23 protein-coding genes are annotated in these 22,240 nt (G+C 71.8%); 5 read left to right on the top strand and 18 right to left on the bottom strand.

Going from position 1 to position 22,240, the window contains the following annotated elements; all coding sequences use genetic code 11:
• Positions 1-34: 34 nt before the first annotated feature.
• The 6 genes from gap to SB754_RS13830 all read right to left on the bottom strand — a co-directional run bounded on the left by gap (position 35) and on the right by SB754_RS13830 (position 5,419).
• Positions 35-1,033: a type I glyceraldehyde-3-phosphate dehydrogenase gene (gap, locus tag SB754_RS13855; protein WP_410782888.1), complete on the bottom strand. Its 999-nt coding sequence runs from the start codon at positions 1,031-1,033 to the stop codon at positions 35-37.
• A 134-nt stretch (positions 1,034-1,167) separates the two neighbouring features.
• Entirely contained in the window at positions 1,168-2,112 is a 945-nt protein-coding gene (locus tag SB754_RS13850) for a GlxA family transcriptional regulator (RefSeq protein ID WP_410782887.1), read from the bottom strand.
• Positions 2,109-2,540: a MarR family winged helix-turn-helix transcriptional regulator gene (locus SB754_RS13845; RefSeq protein ID WP_410782886.1), complete on the bottom strand. Its 432-nt coding sequence runs from the start codon at positions 2,538-2,540 to the stop codon at positions 2,109-2,111. Before SB754_RS13845 ends, SB754_RS13850 begins: the two co-directional genes overlap by 4 nt.
• Before the next feature lie 73 nt (positions 2,541-2,613).
• A complete protein-coding gene (gene argG, locus SB754_RS13840) occupies positions 2,614-4,047 on the bottom strand; it encodes an argininosuccinate synthase (protein ID WP_410782885.1) in 1,434 nt (477 codons plus the stop codon).
• 138 nt (positions 4,048-4,185) lie between these two features.
• The gene (locus tag SB754_RS13835) at positions 4,186-4,776 is read right to left on the bottom strand and encodes a M15 family metallopeptidase (protein WP_410782884.1); all 591 of its coding nucleotides are present in this window, start codon (positions 4,774-4,776) and stop codon (positions 4,186-4,188) included.
• 169 nt (positions 4,777-4,945) lie between these two features.
• Entirely contained in the window at positions 4,946-5,419 is a 474-nt protein-coding gene (locus tag SB754_RS13830) for a MarR family winged helix-turn-helix transcriptional regulator (RefSeq protein ID WP_410782883.1), read from the bottom strand.
• A gap of 59 nt (positions 5,420-5,478) precedes the next feature.
• Here SB754_RS13830 and SB754_RS13825 point away from each other — a divergent pair, with 59 nt between their 5' ends.
• The gene (locus tag SB754_RS13825; RefSeq protein WP_410782882.1) at positions 5,479-6,105 is read left to right on the top strand and encodes an NAD(P)-dependent oxidoreductase; all 627 of its coding nucleotides are present in this window, start codon (positions 5,479-5,481) and stop codon (positions 6,103-6,105) included.
• Between the two features lie 187 nt (positions 6,106-6,292).
• Here SB754_RS13825 and SB754_RS13820 read toward each other — a convergent pair whose 3' ends face one another.
• Positions 6,293-8,068 (bottom strand): amidase, encoded by a 1,776-nt coding sequence (locus SB754_RS13820; RefSeq protein ID WP_410782881.1) that lies wholly within the window; start codon positions 8,066-8,068, stop codon positions 6,293-6,295.
• On the bottom strand, positions 8,065-9,105 hold the full coding sequence (locus tag SB754_RS13815; protein ID WP_410782880.1) for an agmatine/peptidylarginine deiminase: 1,041 nt from the start codon (positions 9,103-9,105) through the stop codon (positions 8,065-8,067). Before SB754_RS13815 ends, SB754_RS13820 begins: the two co-directional genes overlap by 4 nt.
• Before the next feature lie 79 nt (positions 9,106-9,184).
• Between SB754_RS13815 and SB754_RS13810 the strand changes: the two genes are divergently transcribed.
• On the top strand, positions 9,185-9,805 hold the full coding sequence (locus SB754_RS13810; RefSeq protein WP_410782879.1) for a TetR/AcrR family transcriptional regulator: 621 nt from the start codon (positions 9,185-9,187) through the stop codon (positions 9,803-9,805).
• A gap of 94 nt (positions 9,806-9,899) precedes the next feature.
• Here the strand turns inward: SB754_RS13810 and SB754_RS13805 are convergent, their stop codons facing one another.
• The 6 genes from SB754_RS13805 to SB754_RS13780 form a co-directional block, all read right to left on the bottom strand.
• Complete coding sequence (locus SB754_RS13805; RefSeq protein WP_410782878.1) at positions 9,900-10,952, bottom strand: alpha/beta hydrolase; 1,053 nt, start codon at positions 10,950-10,952, stop codon at positions 9,900-9,902.
• Positions 10,949-11,836: an alpha/beta hydrolase gene (locus SB754_RS13800; protein WP_410782877.1), complete on the bottom strand. Its 888-nt coding sequence runs from the start codon at positions 11,834-11,836 to the stop codon at positions 10,949-10,951. Before SB754_RS13800 ends, SB754_RS13805 begins: the two co-directional genes overlap by 4 nt.
• The gene (locus SB754_RS13795; RefSeq protein ID WP_410782876.1) at positions 11,833-12,579 is read right to left on the bottom strand and encodes a 3-hydroxybutyrate dehydrogenase; all 747 of its coding nucleotides are present in this window, start codon (positions 12,577-12,579) and stop codon (positions 11,833-11,835) included. Before SB754_RS13795 ends, SB754_RS13800 begins: the two co-directional genes overlap by 4 nt.
• Positions 12,580-12,740: 161 nt before the next feature.
• On the bottom strand, positions 12,741-13,718 hold the full coding sequence (locus SB754_RS13790; RefSeq protein ID WP_410782875.1) for a Gfo/Idh/MocA family protein: 978 nt from the start codon (positions 13,716-13,718) through the stop codon (positions 12,741-12,743).
• A 21-nt stretch (positions 13,719-13,739) separates the two neighbouring features.
• On the bottom strand, positions 13,740-14,237 hold the full coding sequence (locus SB754_RS13785; protein WP_410782874.1) for a hypothetical protein: 498 nt from the start codon (positions 14,235-14,237) through the stop codon (positions 13,740-13,742).
• A gap of 143 nt (positions 14,238-14,380) precedes the next feature.
• Positions 14,381-15,904: an ATP-dependent DNA ligase gene (locus tag SB754_RS13780; protein ID WP_410782873.1), complete on the bottom strand. Its 1,524-nt coding sequence runs from the start codon at positions 15,902-15,904 to the stop codon at positions 14,381-14,383.
• A 56-nt stretch (positions 15,905-15,960) separates the two neighbouring features.
• Between SB754_RS13780 and SB754_RS13775 the strand changes: the two genes are divergently transcribed.
• Complete coding sequence (locus SB754_RS13775; protein ID WP_410782872.1) at positions 15,961-16,332, top strand: cupin domain-containing protein; 372 nt, start codon at positions 15,961-15,963, stop codon at positions 16,330-16,332.
• 13 nt (positions 16,333-16,345) lie between these two features.
• On the opposite strand, the gene SB754_RS13770 is transcribed toward SB754_RS13775, so the two are convergent.
• A complete protein-coding gene (locus SB754_RS13770) occupies positions 16,346-17,686 on the bottom strand; it encodes an MFS transporter (protein ID WP_410782871.1) in 1,341 nt (446 codons plus the stop codon).
• A 55-nt stretch (positions 17,687-17,741) separates the two neighbouring features.
• Positions 17,742-18,092, bottom strand: a complete 351-nt coding sequence (locus tag SB754_RS13765; RefSeq protein WP_410782870.1) for an ArsR/SmtB family transcription factor — start codon at positions 18,090-18,092, stop codon at positions 17,742-17,744.
• Between the two features lie 235 nt (positions 18,093-18,327).
• On the opposite strand from SB754_RS13765, the gene SB754_RS13760 reads away from it, so the two are divergent.
• On the top strand, positions 18,328-18,738 hold the full coding sequence (locus SB754_RS13760) for an arsenate reductase ArsC (protein ID WP_410782869.1): 411 nt from the start codon (positions 18,328-18,330) through the stop codon (positions 18,736-18,738).
• Positions 18,739-18,750: 12 nt separating this feature from the next.
• Here SB754_RS13760 and SB754_RS13755 read toward each other — a convergent pair whose 3' ends face one another.
• Entirely contained in the window at positions 18,751-19,833 is a 1,083-nt protein-coding gene (locus SB754_RS13755; RefSeq protein ID WP_410782868.1) for an ABC transporter permease, read from the bottom strand.
• Positions 19,834-19,952: 119 nt separating this feature from the next.
• Here SB754_RS13755 and SB754_RS13750 point away from each other — a divergent pair, with 119 nt between their 5' ends.
• On the top strand, positions 19,953-20,531 hold the full coding sequence (locus SB754_RS13750; RefSeq protein WP_410782867.1) for a ScbR family autoregulator-binding transcription factor: 579 nt from the start codon (positions 19,953-19,955) through the stop codon (positions 20,529-20,531).
• A 144-nt stretch (positions 20,532-20,675) separates the two neighbouring features.
• Here SB754_RS13750 and SB754_RS13745 read toward each other — a convergent pair whose 3' ends face one another.
• Positions 20,676-22,235: a molybdopterin-dependent oxidoreductase gene (locus tag SB754_RS13745; protein WP_410782866.1), complete on the bottom strand. Its 1,560-nt coding sequence runs from the start codon at positions 22,233-22,235 to the stop codon at positions 20,676-20,678.
• Positions 22,236-22,240 lie beyond the last annotated feature (5 nt).

Raw genomic sequence — 22,240 nt, 5'->3', positions numbered from 1 at the left:
CGGGCAACGGCGGCAGCGGCAGCGGCGGCGGCGGTCAGGCGCGCGCCAGCAGCTTCAGCGTGTCGACGACGCGGTTGGAGAAGCCCCACTCGTTGTCGTACCAGGCGACGACCTTGACGTGCCTGCCATCCACCCGGGTGAGCGCGGCGTCGAAGATCGAGGAGGCGGGCTGACCGGTGATGTCGCTGGAGACCAGCGGCTCGTCGGCGTAGTCCAGGATGCCGCGGAGCGCGCCGTCGGCCGCCGCGCGGTAGGCGGCGAGGACCTCGTCGCGGGTGACCTCGCGCTCGACGGTCGTGTTCAGCTCCACGATGGAGCCGACCGGCACCGGGACGCGGATGGAGTCGCCCGAGAGCTTGCCGTCGAGCTGCGGCAGCACCAGGCCGATGGCCTTCGCCGCGCCGGTGGTCGTCGGCACGATGTTCATGCCCGCGGCGCGCGCACGCCGGAGGTCGCGGTGCGGGCCGTCTTGCAGGTTCTGCTCCTGCGTGTACGCGTGCACGGTGGTCATGAAGCCGTGCTCGATCCCGGCCAGGTCGTCCAGGACGGCCGCCAGCGGCGCCAGCGCGTTCGTGGTGCAGGAGGCGTTCGAGACGATGACGTGGCGCTCCGGGTCGAAGACGTCGGTGTTGACGCCGTAGGCCAGGGTGACGTCCGCCCCATCGGAGGGTGCGCTCACCAGGACGCGCTTGGCCCCGGCGGTCAGGTGGGCCCGGGCGGCGTCGGCGGAGGTGAAGCGTCCGGTCGACTCGAGCACGACCTCCACCCCCAACTCGCCCCACGGCAGGTCGGCCGGCTCGCGCTCGGCGAGCACGCGGATGCGGCGGCCGTCGGCGACGAGCACGTCTCCGTCCACCTCCACCGTGCGGCCCAGCCGGCCCAGGGAGCTGTCGTACTTCAGCAGGTGGGCGAGGGTCGCCGGGGCGGTGAGGTCGTTGACGGCGACGACCTCGAGGTCGGAGTCGCGCTCCAGGAGGGCGCGGAGGGTGTTGCGGCCGATACGGCCGAATCCGTTGATGGCGATGCGGGTCATGGCTGGTTCCTTTCGTGTGCCGCATCCATGCTCCGCAGCGCCGTGCGCGCTCGCCAGTGGCTCGATCGCCGGGTCGCGCAAGAATCTCGCCACTGTTCCCGCCACGCCTCGCAACGATCTCGCCAGAGGGAGGGTCAGGCCGAGAACGTGTGCCGGTACTCGGTGGGGGAGGTGCCCAGGATGCGCTGGAAGTGCAGGCGCAGGTTGGCGCCCGTCCCCAATCCCACCCGTGCGGCGATCTGCTCGACGCCGAGGTCCGTGCGCTCCAGCAGTTCGCGCGCCAGGTCGACGCGCGCGCGGAGCACCCACTGCATCGGCGTGTAGCCGGTGTCCTCCACGAACCGCCGCGAGAAAGTGCGGGCAGAGACGTTCGCGTTTCGCGCGAGCTGTTCGAGGGTCAGCGGCTCGGCGAGGTGCGCGAGGGCCCACTCCCGGGTCTCCGCGAAGAGGTCGCCGAGCGGCTCGGGGACGCTCCGCGGCACGTACTGCGCCTGCCCGCCGCTGCGATAGGGCGCCGCTACCAGCCGCCGGGCCACGCGGTTCGAGAGCCCGACCCCGTGGTCGCGGCGGACCAGGTGCAGGCACAGGTCGATGCCGGAGGCCGCGCCCGCCGAGGTGAGGATGTCGCCCTCGTCGACGAAGAGCACGTTCTCGTCGACCCGGACCAGTGGATGCCGTTCGGCGAGAGCGCGCGTGTAGTGCCAGTGCGTGGTCGCGCGCTTGCGGTCGAGCAGCCCCGTTGCGGCCAGGGCGAACGCGCCGGTCGAGATCGCGGCGAGGCGGGCGCCCCGCTCGTGTGCGGCGAGCAGCGCGCCGACGACGGACGCCGGAGGGTCCGTCGTCGCGGGGTTCCGGTAGCCGGGGACGAAGACGGTATCGGCCTGTTCCAGCGCCTCCAGCCCGTCGGCCACGTGGTACGAGAGGCCGTCGCCGCCTGTCACCAGCCCGGGCGAGGCTCCGCAGACGCGCACCTCGTACGGCATGCTCGGCCGGTGAGAGAAGACCTGCGCCGGGATGCCCACGTCGAGCGGCTTTGCGCCCTCCAGCACCAGCACGGCGACGCGATGCGTAGCCGTCATGACCGGGCGGAGACGATCTGGATGAGCGCGGCGCGCAGTGCGGCGGGATCGGCGACCTGCGGGAACACCTCGTCCTCCAGTCCGCGCACGCCCGAGAACGCCGTGCGGCCCTCCTCCGTGATGGCAAGGACATGACGGCGGCGGTCCGCCGAGTCGGGAGTCCGCGTGACGAGCCCCTCGCGGACCAACCGGTCGACGGTGCGCGACATGGTCTGCGGTTCCACCTGCGCCATCCGTGCGAGGTCGGACTGCGAGTCGAAGCCGAGTTCGAGCAGGTGCAGCACGATCAGCCCGGCGTGGGTCAGACCGCGCCGCTCGAGGGCGTCGGCCCAGGCGCGCTCCACGGCACGGGAGGCTGCCCCGAGCAGCCGGCCGAGCGGCCAGTTCTCGGGGCGGTGCTCCTCCGCCTCCGCGGCGCGTGGGTCCATACCCTCATCGTACGGATGCCGGAGCGCCGGAGTGTGCCGGGCACCGCATCCTGTGCGGTCTCGCCGCTCCGGCTCAGTCGGTGCCGGAGTCGAAGGCGGCGCCCTCGGAGCTGAGGTCGATCTCGCGCGACAGCTCCTCGTCGAACGGCTCGACGCCTTCCAGGATGGACCGGGCACGACCCTCTTCGAGCTCACCGACCAGTGCGCCGGTCGGTCCGCCGATGAGGCCGGCGGCGGCGTACTGCTCGAGCCGCGAACGGGAGTCGGCGATGTCGAGGTTGCGCATGGTCAGCTGGCCGATGCGGTCGGCGGGCCCGAAGGCCGAATTGCCGACGCGCTCCATCGACAGCTTCTCCGGGTGGTAGCTGAGCGCGGGGCCCTCGGTGTTGAGGATCGTGTAGTCGTCGCCGCGGCGCAGGCGCAGGGTGACCTCGCCGGTGATCGCGGACCCGACCCAGCGCTGCAGCGACTCGCGCAGCATGAGCGACTGCGGGTCCAGCCAGCGGCCCTCGTACATCAGGCGCCCGAGGCGGCGGCCCTCGTTGTGGTAGTTCGCGACCGTGTCCTCGTTGTGGATGGCGTTGAGCAGGCGCTCGTAGACGATGTGCAGCAGCGCCATGCCGGGGGCTTCGTAGATGCCGCGGCTCTTGGCCTCGATGATGCGGTTCTCGATCTGGTCGGACGCGCCCAGGCCGTGGCGGCCTCCGATCGCGTTGGCCTCCAGGACCAGAGCCACCGGGTCGTCGAACACGACGCCGTTGATGGCGACCGGGCGACCGGACTCGAACCGCACCGACACCGTCTCGGGGACGACCTCGACGTCGTCACGCCAGGCGGCGACGCCCATGATCGGGTCGACGATGTCGAGGCCGGCGTCGAGCTCCTCCAGGCGCTTGGCCTCGTGCGTCGCACCCCAGATGTTGGCGTCGGTCGAGTACGCCTTCTCGCTCGGGTCGCGGTACGGGAAGCCGCGGGCGACCAGCCACTCGCTCATCTCGGTGCGTCCGCCGAGCTCCTCCACGAACGCCGTGTCGAGCCACGGCTTGTAGATGCGCAGGCGCGGGTTGGCGATCAGGCCGTAGCGGTAGAACCGCTCGATGTCGTTGCCCTTGTAGGTGGAGCCGTCGCCCCAGATCTCGACGCCGTCCTCCATCATCGCGCGCACCAGCATGACGCCGGTGACCGCGCGACCGAGCGGGGTGGTGTTGAAATAGGTCTTGCCGCCGGAGCGGATGTGGAAGGCGCCGCACTGCAGCGCGATCAGTCCCTCTTCGACGAGCGCGCGCTTCGCGTCGACGAGGCGGGCGATCTCGGCGCCGTACTCCTGGGCGCGGCCGGGGACCGCGTCGATGTCCGGCTCGTCGTACTGGCCGATGTCGGCCGTGTACGTGCAGGGGATGGCGCCCTTTTCGCGCATCCACGCGACCGCGCAGGAGGTGTCGAGACCTCCCGAGAACGCGATGCCGACTCGTTCACCGACGGGCAGACTGCTCAGAACCTTGGACACCCACCCAGCTTACTGGGAGCCCGCAGCGCCTCAGCCTCCAGCACATTCGTGACGAATCGGGGGAATCACGCGCGCTGAGGGCCGATTCGTGACGAATGTGCAAACGCTGAGGGCGGATTCGTGACGAATCGGGAAGGGTCAGCCGCGGCCGTCTGGGGATTGCGCGGGGCAGACGCCGCCGGGGGCTGTGCGGAGCTCGAAGTGCCACGCCTCGTTCGCGTACACCTGGCAGAGGCCCCACTCGTTGCCGAAGCGGTTGAGGAAGTCCATCGCGCCGGCGTCGGCGATGTCGACCGCTTCGCCGCGGACGTGAGCGGAGTCGCGCCCGCGCTTCACCCACTTCACGGCCTCCTCCTCGCTGCCGTACTTCGTCACGGCCTGGGCGAACAGGGACTCCTGGTAGCGCTCCGAGCGCCAGCCGTCCGTGATCGTGATGTCGGCACTGTCGCCGTCCTGCGCCATCGCGGTCTGCGCGCTCGTGAGCGCCGCACGCAGTGCCGGGTCGAGTCGCGTCACGGCGGGCACGTCGCTGTCGAGCGGCAGGGAGCTGCCCTCGGGGATGTACCCGTCGTCGTCGGTCAGGCCGCCGCTCCTCTCGGCGCCCGGGCCGTGGCCCGGCACTCCGACCGGCTTCGCCAGGGCGCCGGATGCTGCGGAGCAGCCGGCCAGCGAGACCGCGAGCAGGACGGACAGTGCGGCGCCGATGAGCCGGGTGCGGTGTGCGTGCATGACCCAACGCTCGCAGGAGGCTGTCGCCGGCCTCGTCACCCGGAGGGTGCAATCGCATCCCCCCTGCGACGGACATCCGCACGCCGGTCTCCCCGCTGAGGTGCACGTCGTTGCGCAGTTGTCCGGCGTGTCGGCCGCAACAACGTGCACCTCGACGAGACGGAGGCTCTCAGTGGGTGGCCAGGCCGGGGTGCACCCCGGGGCGGGCGCCCGAGGCCGCGACGAGCCGGGCGAGGGTGGCGACCAGTGCCGCCCTCTCCTCGAGGTCGAGCGGCGCGAGGAGGGCCTCCTCCAGTTCGTCGGCGATGCGGGCGCCGGCCGTCAGCAGCTCCCGGGCGGAGGGGGTGAGGCGGATGGCGTACGCGCGCCGGTCGCGCGGGTGGCGGTGGCGCTCCACCAGGCCGCGCTCTTCGAGGTCGTCCATCATGGCCACCATCGAGTTGCGGTGGAGGCCGAGGGCCGTCGCCAGCTCCTGTTGCGTCCGCCCGTCCTCCCGTGCAAGCTCTGCCAGCACGCCGAAGCGGTTGGGCGTGATCCCCAGCGGCGCGAGGGCAGCGGTGAACCGCTGCGCGCTACTGAGACCCAATTGCGAGAGCAGGAAGGCGGCTCGGCCTTCCAGTGGGCGGGGCGGTGACGCATCCATAGACCGATGGTACCCGGGTGTGATTGCACACTGCCGTGATTATCACCTACTATGCGGGTATGGAACTCACGGTGTTCGGCGCCAGCGGGCGCACCGGCCGGCACATCGTCGACAAGGCGCTGGCCGACGGTCATCACGTCACGGCGGTCCTCCGCCGTCCGGCGGAGCAGGATCCGCGCGTCGCCGTGCGGCTGATCCCCGACCTCGCCGATACCGCGGCCGTTCAGTCGGCGATCACACGCGCCGATGCGGTGCTCTCGGCGATCGGTCCGCGTAGCCGGAAGTATGCGCCCGTCGCCGCTCCCGCCACCCGGCACCTCCTCGAGGCGGGCGTCGGCCGGCTGGTCGTCATCAGCGCGGCGCCCGTCGACCCTCCTCCCGCCGACGACTCCTTCCTCAGTCGGCGTATCGCTCTGCCGCTCATCGGACTCATCCTCCGCCCGGTCTACGACGACCTGCGGGCGATGGAGGCCGAGCTCGCGACCTCCTCGAGCGCGTGGACGGCACTGCGGCCTCCGCAGCTGACCGACGGCCCGGCCACCGGGCGCTATCGCACGCGGATCGGCGGCGCCGTCCCTCGCGGCTTCCGGGTGTCGCGCGCCGACCTCGCGGCCGCCATGCTGGAGTGCCTCGACCGCCCGGAGACGATCCGCACCGCGGTCGGCATCGCCGGCCCCACACGCTAGCCGCCGCTCCCGCCGCTCCCGCCCCGCCGCTCCTTCGCCGAAGTGCACCTTGTTGCGCAGTCGACCGGCGTGTCGCCCGCAACAACGTGCACTTCGACGAGGTGGAGGGCGGACGAGGGGTGGGGCGGAGGGTGGAGGGCGGACGAGGGGTGGGGCGGAGGGCGGAGGGCGGAGGGGGGAGAGGCGCTCAGGGGAGGCGCGGGGTGCGCGGCGGGGCGGTGCGGCGGCGGCCGGTCGCCTCGAAGGCGGCGGCCAGGCGCAGCAGCGCGGTGTCGTCGTAGGCTCGACCGGCGAAGGTGAGGCCGACGGGCATCCCGGTGTCGCTCATCGTCCCCATCGGCACCGTGACCGTCGGGATGCCGAGGTGCCGGGGCACCAGGTTCCCGTTCGCCACCCAGACGCCGTTGCGCCAGCCGAGGTCGGCCGACGCCGGGTTCACGTCCATGTCGGCCGGGGCCACATCCGCGACAGCGGGGAACGCCACGGCGTCGAGACCGAGGCCGTCCATCCACTGCTCCAGGTCGATGCGGCGGGTCTCCTCCAGGCCGCGCACGCCGGCTTCGAGCTCGGGGATGCCGGCGAGTGTCGTTCCGGGGTGCGCGCGCACCCAGCCCGGGTAGTCGGCGATGTCGTCCTCGAAGCCGTCGTAGCGGTCGGGGAGTGCGCCCTCCGGCTGCGGGAAGATGCGGGATCCGTCGACGTCGGCGAGCGTACGGAGTGCGGGGTCGCCGTTCGCGGCCAGGAAGTCGTCCCACGCCCACGCCGACAGGTCGACGATCTCGCGCCGCAGGAAGGCCGGGCTGACCAGCCCGCGCGTCGCGATGGTCGGTGCGCCGGGGCGGTCGCCTTCGTAGTTCGACACGGCAGGGAAGTCGACCTCGACGACCGTCGCGCCCGCGGCCTCCAGGTCGCGGCGCGCCGCCTCCCAGAGTGCGATCACGGATTCGCGGGTCTCGATGCGCCGGCCGGTCGGTCCGCCGATGCCCGGGCTGTCGGCGGTGCCCGCCTCCGGGTCGGCGTTGATGTACATCCGCGGCACCCCGAAGCGGCGACCGGCGAGCGAGCCGACCCGCGCCGGTGAGTCCTGCGCCGGTGAGTCCTCCGCCGGTGAGTCCTGCGCCGGTGAGTCCTGCGCCGGCGGGTCCTGCACCAGCGCCGGGTACGACGCCGGCCGCAGCTCCGACGCCCTCGGGATCGGCACCCACGGCTGCGCGCGCCAGAAGTCGCCGCGCGTCTCCGGGTCGTCGGCCACGATGACGTCGAGCACTTCGAGGAGGTCGGCCATGGTGCGCGTGTGCGGGACCACCACATCCATCGTCGGCACCAGCGGCCAGTTGCCGCGCACCGAGATCACCCCGCGGGAGGGCGTGTAGGCGCAGAGGGCGTTGTTGGAGGCCGGGGCCCGGCCAGACGACCAGGTCTCCTCGCCGAGGCCGAACGCGGCGAAGCTCGCCGCGGTGGCCGTCCCCGAGCCGTTGGAGGAGCCTGAGCCGAACGCGGCGGTCAGGTAGTCGCCGTTGTACGGCGACTCGGCGCGCCCGTATACGCCGCGCTGCATCCCGCCGTTCGCCATCGGCGGCATGTTGGTCAGGCCGAGCAGGATCGCCCCACCTGCTCGCAGCCGCTCGATCGTGAAGGCGTCGCGCTGGGCGATCAGGTGCTCGAAGGCGGGCGATCCGGCCGCAGCGGTCAGGCCCCGGGCCAGATAGCTGTCCTTCGCCGTGTACGGGATGCCTTCCAGCGGACCGAGCACCTCGCCGCGTGCGCGCCGCGCGTCGGAAGCGCGGGCCTCGTCCAGCGCGTCCGGGTTGCGGACGACCACGGCGTTGAGCCGGGGCCCGTCGGCGTCGTACGCGTCGATCCTGGCCAGGTAGGCGGTGACGAGCTCCTCACTCGTCGTCTCCCCGGCCTCCAGTGCGCGCCGGAGGTCGGCGATCGACGCCTCCACCACATCCACGGTCATCGTGCCGTCTCCAGGGCGGGCTGCTGCTGGGTGATGCAGTGGATACCGCCGCCGCGCGCGAAGATCGGGCGCGAGTCCGCCATGGTCACCCGACGGCCGGGGTAGACGGCCTCCAGGATCTCCGTCGCCTCCGCGTCGGCGCGTTCCTCGCCGAAACCGCAGGCGACGATGCCGTCGTTGACGACCAGGTGGTTGACGTAACTCCAGTCGACGAAGCCCTCCTCGTCGCGCAGCGTCGAGGGCGCAGGCAGGTCGACGATGTCCCAGGAGCGGCCGGCCGCGTCCGTCGTGTCGGCGAGCAGTGCGCGCAGCTCGCGCGTCACCGCGAAGTCGGGATGCTCGGCGTTCCGCTGGGCATGCAGCAGCAGCGTTCCGGGGGAGGGGATGGTCGCCACGATGTCGACGTGGCCGTTGGTCCCGAAGTCGTCGTAGTCGCGGGTGAGGCCGCGGGGCAGCCAGACGGCATGGGTGGCGCCGATGGTGCGGGCGAGCTCCGCCTCCACCCGGGCCTTGTCGGCATACCGGTTGCGGCGCGGGTCGAGCTGGACGGTCTCGGTCAGCAGCACCGTCCCCTCGCCGTCGACGTGGATGCCGCCACCCTCGTTGACCAGCAGGGAGCTGACCAGCTCGGCGTCGGTGCGCTCGGCGACGAAGCGGGCTATCTCGGCGGACTTCTGCCACTCGGCCCACTCCGGGTCGCCCCAGCCGTTGAAGGTCCAGTCGACCGCGCCGAGGACGCCCGGCCGCTCGTCGTCGACGACGAAGGTCGGGCCGAAATCGCGCATCCAGAACTCGTCGAGGGGAGCCTCCACCTGCTCGACGTGGGAGCCGAGCATGCGGCGGGCACGGTCGCGCTCGCTGGGGTCGACGACCATGGTGATCGGCTCGTACTCGGCCACGGCGTGCGCGACCGCGGTCCACGAGGCGTACGCCTCCTCGGCGGACGCTGCATCGTCGCCGAGGGTGAGGCCGGCGCGCGGGAACGCCATCCACGTGCGCTCGTGGGGTGCAGTCTCGGCGGGCATGCGCCAGCTCATCGGGTCCTCCATCGGTCGGCGGCGAATCTGTTGATCGTGCGATCAATAATGGCTCGAACGTACCTATACTGGGCGGACCATGTCAAGAGCAGCCCGACGACCGCCGGCCGAGCGCCGCGCCGAACTCGCGACGACGGCGCGCGACCTGGCGCTCGCCGAGGGCCTCGCGTCCGTCACCCTGCGGAGCGTCGCGGGCCGCGCCGGCGTCACGCCCGCACTCGTCGCCCACTACCACCCGGTCATGGACCAGCTCGTCGCGTCCGCCTTCACGGCTGTGGTGGGGGCGGAGCTGGCCGAGGTGGATGCGCTGCTCGCCTCCGCGGACGGTCCCGTCGACCGGCTCGCGGCTCTGCTGCGCACCCTCCTCGACGGAACGCGCGACGACGTCACCCTGGTCTGGGTGGAGGCGTGGGCGCTCGGCCGGCGCAACGAGGCGCTCGCCGAAGCGGTGCGCGAGCAGATGGATGCGTGGCAGACGCTCATCCTCTCCATCGTCGACGAGGGCGTGGATGCCGGCGCCTTCCACGCCGACGACCCGGCCCAGGCGGCCTGGCAGCTGCTCGGGATGATCGACGGCCTGAACGCGCAGGCGCTGGTCCGGTGGGGCGCCGGCGGCGACCGGGGCCCGGTCCTCGCCCGTGCCGTCGAGGGCATGCTCGCCCTCCCGCGCGGCACCCTCGATGCGGCGCTCGAGTCGTGAGTCGTTGCTCCTATTCCGGCCGGGTGGCGACATCATGTCACCACTCGGCGGGGTGGGGTGGGAGCCGGCGCGGCGGAAGCCACCGCGGCGGCGGTCAGCTGATCCAGGCGAGCAGTTCGGCGCGGAACTCGTCCGGCTTCTCGATGTGGGCGGAGTGGCCGCAGTCCTCGAAGACGACCTCGCGGGTGGTTCCGCCCGCGTCCGCGTAACGGCCGAGCACCGCGCGGGTCTGCGCGAGCATCGGCTGCGGCGGCGCGACCTGGTCGCCGGGCCAGCCGGGGATGATGCCGGCGGCGCCCAGCTGGCTGAGGTCGAAGAAGGAGGCGTCGCCGACGATCGCGTCGACAGCCCCGTGGATCCACAGGATGGGAGGCTTCGCGGCCGCCTCCACGATCCCCGCCGTGTTGAAGTACGTCGGGGCCAGCGTGTTCAGGATGCCGCGGGTGCCCGGGCCGAACCCCGGCCAGTGCTCCGACGGGCCGGCGTCGCCCGGGTAGTTGTCGGGACCGGTGGCCGTGGACAGTATGGACTCCACCCACAGGTCCTCGTACTCGGAGACGAAGCCGGGAGCGACGTAGGAGGAGCGGTACACCGCCCGCGGCGACGTCGGTGCGTCTTCACCCGTGTCGCGGGCAGCGAGACGCGCGACGAAGTCGGGATTCGCGCCGCCGCCTCCCGTGCCGGACGCGTCGGGGTTCAGCAGCGACCCATCCAGTGCCGTGCCGCCGAAGCCGTACGGCGAGACCGGGGAGACGAGGGTCAGGCTGGAGACGAGGTCGGGCCGATCGAGGAGCAGCTGCATGACGACGCCTCCGCCGAGACTCCAGCCGACAATGTGCGCTGGGCCGAGGTCGAGCGCATCCGCGACGGCTGCGACATCGTCGGAGAAGTCGCGGACTCCCCGGGTCGCATCCACCGGCAGCGTCTCGCTGTCGCCGAAGCCGCGCAGGTCCACCGCCAGCGCGCGGATGCCCGGCGGGAGGGACAGCATCAGCGGCTGCCAGAACATAGACGACGACACGTTGCCGTGCACGAACAGCACGGTCTGGAGGGCGTCGCCGTCGGCCGGCCGTTCGAGCACGTTCGCCGTGTAGCGGTCGGTGGGGACGCTGCGGGCGACGATGCCGGGCAGCAGGGTTCCTGTCATGGGCGGTTCTCCTTCGGGTCGAGGACCGGGATGACCTGGCGCAGGCCGCTCTCGGTCATCAGGATCGTGTAGTGGTTCACATCGTGGGCCTCGTGGAGGCGCAGCTGCGGGAGACGGTCCGCCCACTCCGCGGGGACGGCCGGGTCGTACAGCGGAGGTCCGTCGAGCAGGCCGCGCGGCGCACGGACGAAGTCGATCGGCAGCGTCAGCCCGGCGAGGGCGTCCGCATAGCCGGAGGAGCCGTCCAATTCGAGCGCGTTCACCGAGACGGCCTCCGGGTCGACGCTGGAGCGGAGGTCCGGCTCCTCGCCGACCAGGTCGTAGGCGACATAGTCGCTGATGGCGGTGTTCCACCAGGGGCCGATCGCGGGATGCCGCCGCCAGAAGTCCTCGTACTCCTGGCCGGAGGCGAACCGCATCCGCAGCCGCTCCAGGGCCGGTCCGAGCACCACGGCCGGCAGGTCCTCTGGCGCGACGCCCTCGGGCAGCGGCACCGGGAGGCCGCCGTCGAGGAGCACGAGGCGATCGACGCGCTCGGGATGCCGTTCGGCGAGACGCACCGCGACGAACGCTCCCATGGAGTGGCCGGCCACGGTCGCGCGATCGACGCCGAGCCTGTCGAGGACGGCCAGCAGGTCGTCCGCGTGGTCGTTGAGGGTGAATGGTCCGGGCAGGCCGGAGCTCCGTCCCCTGCCCCGCAGGTCGGGTGCGATCACCCGCCGGTCGGGCATGGCCCCGGCCGCGAGCATCCACGCGACGTGGTTGGCCGTGATGCCGTGCACGGCGAGGATGGGCGACCCTCCCGCCTCGGCGTTCCACACCCCGCCCGCGAGGGTTCCGCCGCGCACCGGGACGGCCAGGCGCTCCTCCGCCCCGAACGTCACCGGGCGCTCCAGCCGCCGTCCATCGTGTAGCTGGCGCCGGTCACCATCCCCGCCGTGTCGCCCGCGAGCCAGAGGGCGAGGCTGGCCACCTCGGCCGGCTCGACCAGCCGCTTGATCGCCTCCTCGGCGAGCAGTACCTTCTCGAGCACCTCCTCTTCTGGGATGCCGTGCACGCGCGCCTGATCCGCCACCTGCTTCTCGACCAGCGGCGTCCGGACATAGCCGGGGTTGATGCAGTTCGAGGTGACTCCGTGCGGGGCGCCCTCGAGGGCCGTGGTCTTCGAGAGCCCCTCCAGCGCATGCTTCGCGGTGACGTACGCCGACTTGAAGGCGGAGGCGCGCAGCCCGTGCACGCTGGAGACGTTGAGGATGCGGCCGAAACCGCGCTCGTACATCCCGGGCAGCGCCCCGCGGATCAGCAGGAACGGCGCCTCCACCATGATCCGCAGCATCAGGGCGAAGGTCTGTGGCTCGAACTCCTCGATCGGCCGCACGCTCTGGATGCCGGCGTTGTTCACCAGGATGTCGGTGTCGAGCGTGAGCTCGGCCAGCTCCTCGGTCTTCGAGAGATCGACCTCCCACGCGTCGCCCCGCAGCCGTTCGGCGACCCGGCGGGCCTCGTCGCCGTTCAGGTCCGCGATCGTCACCTGCGCTCCCGCCGCAGCGAACGCCTCGGCGCAGGCCAGCCCGATGCCGCTGGCGCCTCCGGTGATGAGGGCCCTGCGACCGGTGAGATCCGTCATCCTGACTCTCCTCTCGGCCGGCACCGGCCCCGCGCGCACTCTAACGCCGTGCGGCCCCGCAACGGAAGGGCACCGGCTGTGAAACGAGTGGTCCCGACATGCCGTCACGGTCGAACCGGTGACGGCATGTCGGGACCAGTAGATCCGCATGCAGAGGCGCGTCAGGGGTAGGTGAGGCCGATCTGGTCGCGGATGGTGTCGAGGGTGCCCATGATGGCCACCGACTGCGAGAGCGGCAGGCGGGAGTCCTCGCCGCCAGCGGCGACGAGGCGCTCGATCGCCCGCGCCTGGTACTGCATCCCGCGGCCGCTGATGTTCGACTCGTAGGTCTCGATCACGGTGCCCTTCGCGTCGACGACCCGGAAGGACGTCGGTGCGAAGAACGTCGCGGCGAGCTCGATGCGGGCATCCGTGCCGATGACCGTCGCGCTGTTGTCGCCCGCCGCGTCGAGCTCGGTGGTGAGCGCGGCCTGCGTGCCGTTCTCGTAGCCGAGCAGGATGGACGTCTGGCGGTCCACGCCTGTCTCCGTCGGCGTCGACAGCGCCAGCACCCGATTCGGAGCACCGAGCACATCCCACGCGAACGACACCGGGTAGATGCCCAGGTCGAGCAGCGCCCCTCCGCCGAGCGCGCGGTTCAGCATCCGCCCCTCGGGGTCGGGGCTGGTGCGCTGGGAATGGTGGGCGACGACCGAGCGCAGCTCGCCGAGGGTGCCGTCGCTGATGATCTCGTGCAGCCGGTCCATGTGGGGCAGCCACCGGGTCCACATCGCCTCCAGCGCCACCAGCCCTCCGGCGCGCGCCGCGTCGGCGATCCGCTGCGCCTCCTGCTGGTCCATGGTGAACGGCTTCTCGACCAGGACGTGCTTGCCGGCGGCGAGGGCGAGCAGCGCGTTGGGCGCGTGCTGCGGATGCGGGGTCGCGATGTAGACGATGTCCACCTGCGGGTCCGCCACCAGCTCCTCGTAGCTGCCGTGCGAGCGCGGGATGGCGTGGGCGGCGGCGAAGCGCGCTGCGGACCCCGCCGTGCGGGAGCCGACCGCGGCGACGGTGTGCCCGTCGAGCTGGAGGTCGCGCGTCATGGCGGCCGCGATGCCGCCCGTTCCGAGGATGCCCCATACCGGGGAGGAGGTCGTCATGCGGTCATCGTACCGACGGCGTCATCTCTCCCGGTCGATGTCGCGGCCCTCGATCCCCCGGACCACCAGCGCCGCGACCAGCCCGTACGCCAGGTGCGGGACGATGTCGCTCAGCCAGTCGGCGCGGCTCCAGGTACGCGGGTCGGTGATCTTCATACGGACCATCGGGATGTCCGAGGCGGCCATGGCGGTCGCGGCGGTCGCGATGCCGGTCACCAGCGGTCCGGCGCGCAGCCCCATAGCCCTCGTGCCGGCGAGTGCGACCCCGACCCCGACGCCGGTGGCGATGCCGAGCAGCGCTCCGAGGCCGGAGACGCGATTCGGACGGGTGTCCTCGTCGCCGGGGATGCGGACTCCCGCGCTGTCCGCGAGCTTCTCGACGGAACGCTCCGGCGTGGTGCTGACCGGTCGTCCACGCAGCACCATGTCGAGATATGTGACGGCGTTCAGCGCCGTGGTCGCGGCCGCGCCGGCGGCGAGGCCCGCGGAGACGGTCCGTCCGATGCTCATTCGTGGCATGCCACCCTCCTCTTCCTGTCCGGTGCCCCCGATGGTCCTCCTGCATCGGGAGGCGCGACACCCCCGGGAGTGCCCGGGCCCGGTGCGCCGGACGCGGCAGAATCGCCTCCTGGCGTCGCCGACCGGCGCCTGAACCGGCGCGCCTACAGCCGCAGCAGCCCGCGCAGCGTCTCGATGGTGTCGGCCTCGCCGGCGTCCTTGTCGTCCCGGTAGCGCTTGACCCGCGCGAATCGCAGCGCGATGCCGCCCGGGTAGCGGCTGGAGCGCTGCACGCCGTCGATCGCGATCTCCACGACCGTCGTCGGCGCCACCCAGACCGTCCCGGCCGTGCGGCGCACCTCGATCTCCTGGAAGTGCTCGGTCTGCCAGGCGAGCAGTTTGTCCGTGAGTCCCTTGAACGTCTTGCCGACCATGACGAAGCCGCCCGGCTCGCCGAACGCCCCCTCCGGGTCGCGCGCGCCGAGGTGGATGTTGGACAGCAGCCCCTGCCGCCGCCCGGACCCCCACTCCACGGCGAGCACGACCAGGTCGTAGGTGTGCACCGGCTTGACCTTCACCCAGCTGGAGCCGCGGCGCCCGGCCGCGTAGGGCGAGTCGATCGCCTTGACGACCACGCCCTCCTGCCCCGCGGCGAGGGCGTCGCCCGAGACGCGTTCGGCGACGTCGGGGTCGGACGTGACCTGGCCGGGGATGCGGTGCTCGCCGGCGACCCGCTCCAGTTCGGCCAGACGGACCGAGAGCGGCTCGTCGAGCAGGTCGCGTCCATCCACGTGGAGCACGTCGAAGAACCAGGGATGCAGCACGGCCTCACGGGCGACCTCCGTACTGAAGCGCGACATCGTCTCCTGGAACGGCCGCGGGGCGCCGTCCTCGTCGAGCGACAGCGTCTCGCCGTCGAGGATGACGTCGCGGACCGGGAGGCGCCGCACCACCTCGACGACCTCCGGGACCCGGTGGGTGATGTCTGCCAGGTTGCGAGTGAACACGCGGACCTCGTCGCCGTGCCGGTGGACCTGGATGCGCGCGCCGTCGAGCTTGTACTCCACGGATGCGGGTCCTGTGGTGGCCAGCGCGTCGCTCGCGGTCGGGGCGGAGGCCGCCAGCATCGGCAGGACCGGCCGGCCGACCTCCAGGCCCACCGCATCCAGGTCGTCCGCCGATCCCGTCAGCGCCAGGCGAGCCGTGCCGCCCAGATCTCCGGACAGCATGGCGGCCCGCCGCACGGCCTCGCCAGGGCGGTCTGCGGCGCGCGCGATCGCATCCATCAGGACGCCCTCGAGCGCGCCCGTGCGCATCTCGCCGAGCAGCACCCGGGCGACGAAGTCCTGCTCGCTTGCGGTCGCTCGCGCGGTGAAGTCCCGGAGCGCCCGGGTCCGCTCGCCCGCCGACCCGGAGCCGGACAGCGCCGCCAGCCGGTCCAGAAACCGGTCGAGGTCGTCGACCGTCAGCGTCGCCTCCGCCGCGGGCTCCGCCATCGCCGAGCTGAGGCCGCGCCAGCCGACGCCGACCCGCCCCTGGCGTGCCTTGCCGACCAGGAACCCCACCGCCGGCGCGATCTCCTCCGGTTCGAGGGCGGTGAGCAGCGCCGCGAGCGCATCCACCTTCGCCAGCCGGGACCGGGTGGAGGCGACGGTCTCGGCCGTCGTGACGAGCGCGTCGAGGAGCACGTCCCCATCCAACCACCGGGGTCCGACACCGGCGCGCCGCGTCCTAGGCTGGCGCCATGAGCGCATCCGTCCGCAACATCCCGGCCGCCTTCGAGCTGATCGCGGAGCCCTGGCAGCCGCACCGGCTCACCAGCGTCAACGACCACGACGTCAAGGTCGCCCGCCTCCACGGCGAGTTCGTCTGGCACGCGCATCCCGACAGCGACGAGCTGTTCCTCGTCGTGAGCGGACGGCTGACCATCCAGCTGCGCGACGGGGACGTCGAGCTCGGGCCCGACGACGTCTACGTCGTGCCCGCCGGCGTGGAGCACCGGCCGCGTGCCGACGAGGAGGCGCTGGTCGTCATGGTCGAGCGCGCCGGGACCGTGAACACCGGCGACAACCCCGGCGACCGGACCACCGAGGTGCGGGAGCTCGGCCAGGACTGACCGGCCGGCCCGGTCAGACGCCCGAGCCCTGCTTCACCCGGGGGATCGGGCCGCTCGCCTCGGTCAACGACTGGCCGGTCGTCTCCGGCGCCATCACCTGCGACACGACGGCGCCGATGACGCACACGATCGCCGCGATGATCATGCACCACCCGGTGCCGATGGAGGCGATGCCTACCGGGAGCAGGAACGTGCCCGCCGCCGCGCCGATCCGGCTCGCGGCCGCGGCCACTCCGACCGCCGAGCTGCGCACCTCCGTCGGCATGATCTCGATCGGGTAGACGGCGCTGAGGTTGCCCTGCAGCGCGTTGAAGAACGCGAAGATCGCGAAGCACAGGATGGTGACCCAGGCGGGTGCGCCCGACCAGACCCCGACGACGGCCAGCACCACCGCCATGATCCAGAACGGCGGGATGAGCTGCTTGCGGCGGCCGATGTGCTCGATGGTCAGCGCCCCGACCAGCGCGCCGACCGTCGCGAGCGCGTTCACGCCGATGGTCCCGGCGGCGGGGTTGCTCATGTTCAGGGACTTCAGCACCACCGGCGCGAAGGTGAAGATCGCGAAGTAGGGGGCGACGTTGCACGCCCAGAACACGCTGATGAAGAGGAGCCGCCGCAGATTCTGGCCGCGGAACAGCTCCCGGTAGCCACCCCGCCCCTCCTGCTCGGCATCCATCCCTTCCGCCGCGAAGTACTCGGCGCCCAGGTTCTGCTCGACGATGCGGTCGGCCTCCTGCTGGCGGCCCTTGCCGATCAGCCAGCGCGGCGACTCGGGGATGCCCATCCGGACCAGCCAGGCGCCGACGGCCGGGATGACGCTCGTCGCCAGCACCCAGCGCCAGTCCAGACCCAGCCCGACGAGCACGTATGCGACCACGACGGCCACCAGGAACCCGCCGTACCAGCAGACCAGCAGGGCGGAGAGCCGGCGTCCACGGTTGCGGTTGGGCGCGAATTCGGCGAGCATCGCCGCGCCGATCGCGTACTCGGCGCCGATCGCGACGCCGAGCAGCACTCGTACGACGAACAGCTGCCACGGCTCCGTGACGAGTGCCTGCACCACCCCGAGCACGATGAAGCACGCGATGTCGATGGTGAACATCCTCTGCCGCCCGAACCGGTCGGTGAGGTAGCCGGCCAGCGGGGCGCCGATGAAGATGCCGATCAGCGACGAGGCGCCGATCAGCCCGGCCTCCGCCGGCGACAGATGCAGCGCAGTCGTGATGGCAGGGAGGACGACGCTCAGGATGCCGAGGTCGAAGCCGTCCAGGCCCTCCCCCCAGGCGGCGCTCAGGTTGATCCGGCGGACGAGAGACCGGCGTCTGGTGTCGATGGTGCTGTCGGTGGTGCTCACGGGGCGACACGATGGCCGCGAAACCGGACGGACGGTAGGGGCTTGCTTTCGCCCGTCAGACGGTGGCGAGGAACGCCGAGACGATGTCGAGCGAGCCCGGCACGATCCGGTAGTAGGCCCAGGTGCCGCGCTTGGTGCGGGAGAGGAATCCCGCGTCGCTCAGCACTTTCAGATGGTGGGACACGGTCGGCTGCGAGAGCTGGAGCGGCTCCGTCAGGTCGCAGACGCAGGCCTCGCCGTCTGCGTGCGCGGCGACCATCGAGAGCAGACGCAAGCGGGCGGGGTCGGCCAGGGCCTTCATCGCCCGGGCGACCGAGTTCGCGTTCTCCTCGCTGATGACCTCGCGGGTGATCGGCGCGCAGCACGCCTGCAGGTCGCGCAGGGGCAGGAGCTCGGTGATCGCCATATGTCGATTCTCGCGCCTATATTGACATCCGTCAATGTATTCGTTCATCCTGTGTTCATCGACTAACGTCGATGAAGGAGGTAGAAAGAATCATGGATTGTTGCGACACCGCGCAGTGCCAGCCCCTCCCGGACGGGTCCTGCCCGCCCGACTGCTGCTGACGAAGCGGCAGCGCCGGGTCGCCGCTCCGGCCGGGGCGGCGACCCCCGGACTTTCGACGACACGGAGACTCCCGATGACCGACACCCGGCGCCCCACCGTCCTCTTCGTCTGCGTGCACAACGCCGGCCGGAGCCAGATGGCCGCGGGCTACCTCCGCGCCCTGGCCGGGGACCGCGTCGAGGTGCTGTCGGCCGGGTCCGAACCGGGCGACGCACTCAACCCGGTCGCCGTCGAGGTCATGGCAGAGGAGGGGATCGACATCGCCGGATACACGCCGGCGATCCTCACCACCGAGGCTGTCCGCGAGTCGGACGTGGTCATCACGATGGGCTGCGGCGACACCTGCCCGATCTTCCCGGGCAAGCGCTACGAGGACTGGGAGCTCACGGATCCCGCGGGCCGCCCCGCCGAGGAGGTGCGCCCCATCCGCGACGAGATCAAGGCCCGGGTGGAGGCCCTGATCGGCGAGCTCGGCGTCGCCTGAGCCGGGCGGGCGCTACGTAGCCGCAGGCGCTTCGGCGGCGGCGGGCGCCCGGTAGCGGCGACCGCGCCAGGTGTGCAGCGACTCGCCGGGCGCGCCCGGGCCGTACCGGAGCAGCCGCACGACGACGAAGAGCCCGACCGAGACGACCAGCCACGCCGTGAGCACGATGTACGGCTCGGCGTGCAGGTCGTCCGGGAAGTAGGTGAGGTCGCGCACCGCCCGCACCGTCGCCCCGGTCGGAAGCCAGCGGCCCATGAACTGGTAGAACGGCGGCAGCAGCTCGGGCGCCACCGCTCCTCCCGATGACGGGTTGCTGATCAGCACGAACACGATCCACGTCGGGAGCATCGCCCAGCGCCCGCCGATCAGCACCCTCCAGAAGCTGTAGGTCGCGCCGGAGATCAGCATCGTCATGGCGAGCACACCCCAGACCGGCAGCAGCGGCAGCGGCAGGATGCCCAGCAGCGGCCCGACCATGACGGCGATGGCGAGGCCGCCGAGGGCAGAGCGCACGACATCCCAGAACAGCTCCCCGCCGAGGGTCAGCGACGCCGCGTTCACTCGTGTCTGGATGGCGCCGACGAACCCGATGACCACCGCGGCCAGCGACATGTAGAAGAGGACGAGGCCGTTCGGGTCGCGCGGCGCCAGGGGATGCGCGTCGATCACCGTGATGGTGCGGCCGATCGACTCCTCGAGCCGCGGAGCGTCGGACTGCAGCAGGCGGGCGACCGACGCTCCGGAGGCGCTGGAGACGTAGAGCCGGGCGGTGCCGTCCGGCTGCTCCACGAGCGCGCCGTACACTTTCTGCTCGCGGATGGCGGCCTCCGCATCCGACTCGGTCGCGTAGCTGCGCACGATGAACGTCGTCCCTGTGCGCGCCTCCAGCTCGGAGGCGAGGTCGGCGGCCGGCCGCGAGTCGGACACCAGCCCGATGGGGATGTCGTGCGGCTGCGGGTCGCCCATCGCCCAGCTGTACGCCCCGGCGAACAGGGCAGCGATCACCGTGACGATCAGGGTGACCACGAGCGCGGGGAAGTGCGGCCCTTCCCGGAACCGCTGCGGGCGGTCGTCCGCGTCGATCGTTTCCGTCATCTGGCCCTCCTTGTCGATGTTCGCGTTCCGACCTCTCGGTGTCCTCCTCTCATCAGACCACCGGATCGCCGCGCTATCGTCATCACATCCACACCAGTTCGGGAGGCGGGCGACGCGGAATGCCGAGACAGGAACGCGCCGAGCGCACGCGGGTCGCCATCCTCGACGCCGCCGCCGCCGAATTCGACGAGCACGGCTACCAGGGCGCCCGTCTCGAACGGATCGTCCAGCGCACGGGCGCGACCAAGGGTGCTGTCTACTTCCACTTCCGCTCCAAGCTCGACATCGCACGGGCGCTGGTGGATGAGAAGTACGCCAACTGGCCGGTGATCATCGCCGAGGTCGCCGACTCGGGGCTGCGCGGCCTCGCAGCCGCCGAGGAGCTGACGCAGCGGGTCGCGGCCGTCTTCGTCGCCGACCAGCGGGTGCGCGCCGCGATGAAGCTCAGCCAGTCGGTCTTCCCGCCCACCCTGGAGAACAGTCCGTACGAGCGCTGGGTGGTCGTGATCTCGGGTCTGCTGCAGCAGGAGATCGACGACCGCGGCCTTGCCGGAATGGATGCGCGCACGGTCGCCACCGTCGTGGTCCAAGCGTTCTTCGGCGCCTACATGATCGCCGACGAACTGGGAACCCTGGAGGGGCTCCCGAAGGATGTGGAGCGTCTCTGGGCGGGGCTGCGTCCCGCTCTCGGAGTGTGACGTACCCGGTTGCAAGTAAACCGGTGAGTCCGTATGTTTTAACCCCGGGGACACCGGCGGCGTTCGTCGCCGTCATCCGGGGGGAGTGCGCCCCGTCTCATTCTGGAGTCGGGGCGTTCCCCCGTCCCGGGCACGCTCCCGGCGTCAGGCCACCCGGACGAACGTCTGCTGCCAACCCGTCGACCCGTTCGGGGCGATCGGTGTGCGCTTCTGCTCCTGCAGTCGCCCGGCGCGGTCCGTGGCGCGAACGGCGAGGGTGTGGTTTCCGCTCGTCGCCTCCCAGTCCAGCGACCACTGCACCCAGGTGTCGGCATTGATCGGCGACGAGAGCGTCGCCTTCCTCCAGTCGCCTCCGTCGATCTGCACCTCCACCCGCTGGATGCCGACGGTCTGAGCCCAGGCGACGCCCGCGATCTTCGTCGGGCCCGCGGCGACCGGCTTGTCGACGCGGGGCGTGTCGATGCGGCTGGACAGCTTGATCGGGGCCCTCGCGCTGTAGCCGCGGGGCGTCCAGTAGGCCTGGTCGGCGGCGAAGGTGGTCACCTTCAGCTCGGTCAGCCACTTCGTCGCCGACACGTAGCCGTACAAGCCGGGCACCACCATCCGCACAGGGAAGCCGTGCTCCAGCGGGAGGGGCTGGCCGTTCATCCCGACGGCGAGGATCGCGTCGCGGTTCGCGTCGGTGAGCGCCTGCAGCGGCGTGCCCGCGGTGAAGCCGTCGACGCTGCGCGAGAGGACCATGTCGGCTCCCGACCGCGGCCGCGCCAGCGCCAGCACATCCCGGACGCGGACCCCGAGCCACCGGGCTGTGCCGACCAGGTTGCCGCCGACTTCATTGGAGACACAGGTGAGGGTGACCGAGTACTCGTCCAGGCCCATGTCGAGCAGGTCCTGGAAGCCGAGCTGGATGCGCTTCTCGACCATCCCGTCGATGGTCAGCCGCCAGCTCGCCGGGTCGACGGACGGGACGGTGAGGGCGGTGTCCACCCGGTAGAAGTCGGCATTGGGCGTGAACAGCGGGGAGATGCCGGGGACGGGCAGCTCGGCGCCGGCGGGGACCCGGACGCGGGAGGCCGGGGCCGGCAGGCGGACGGCGGCACGGACCGCCGCGATCGAGGAGGTCGCGGCGGATCCGAGCCGGGACCCCACCCCGGCGACCACCGCGCCGGCAGCGGCCACCGAGGTGAGCAGTACGAACCGGCGCCGATCGACGGCCGCCTCGGCGGTGCCGGCTGCGCGCGCGTCGCTCCAGCGCCGGAGCCGGCGGATCAGAAGGGAGAGGACGGCCGCGCCCGCCACGGCGCCCGCCGCGGAGGGGAGGGCGGAGAGCGGTCCCGTCCCCGTTCTGGTCAGCGTCGCGGCCACCGCGGCGATCCCGGCCACGGCGAAGAGGGCGACGCCGACCCGCTTCTTCCACAGTTCGAGCATGCCGGCCACGGCGGCGGCGACGAAGACCGCGAAGCCGAGGGAGCCGAGCAGGAAGAGTTTGTCGTTCGATCCGAAGAGCTGGATGGCGAGCTCCTTCGCCCACCGCGGCACGATATCGATCACGAACGAGCCGACGGCCAGTATCGGCCCGGCATCGCGCGCAAACACGAGGGCGACCAGTTCGGCCGCAGCCAGGAACACTCCTCCGCCGACCGCGCCCGCGAGCGCGGCCCAGGCGAGAGTGCGTACTCGGTAGGTCGTTCGTTGCGTTGTCACGTCCG

It is taken from the genome of Leifsonia sp. SIMBA_070 (genome assembly GCF_046534635.1).
Lineage (GTDB): Bacteria > Actinomycetota > Actinomycetes > Actinomycetales > Microbacteriaceae > Leifsonia.
This window is presented reverse-complemented; position numbering and strand designations above follow the sequence as displayed.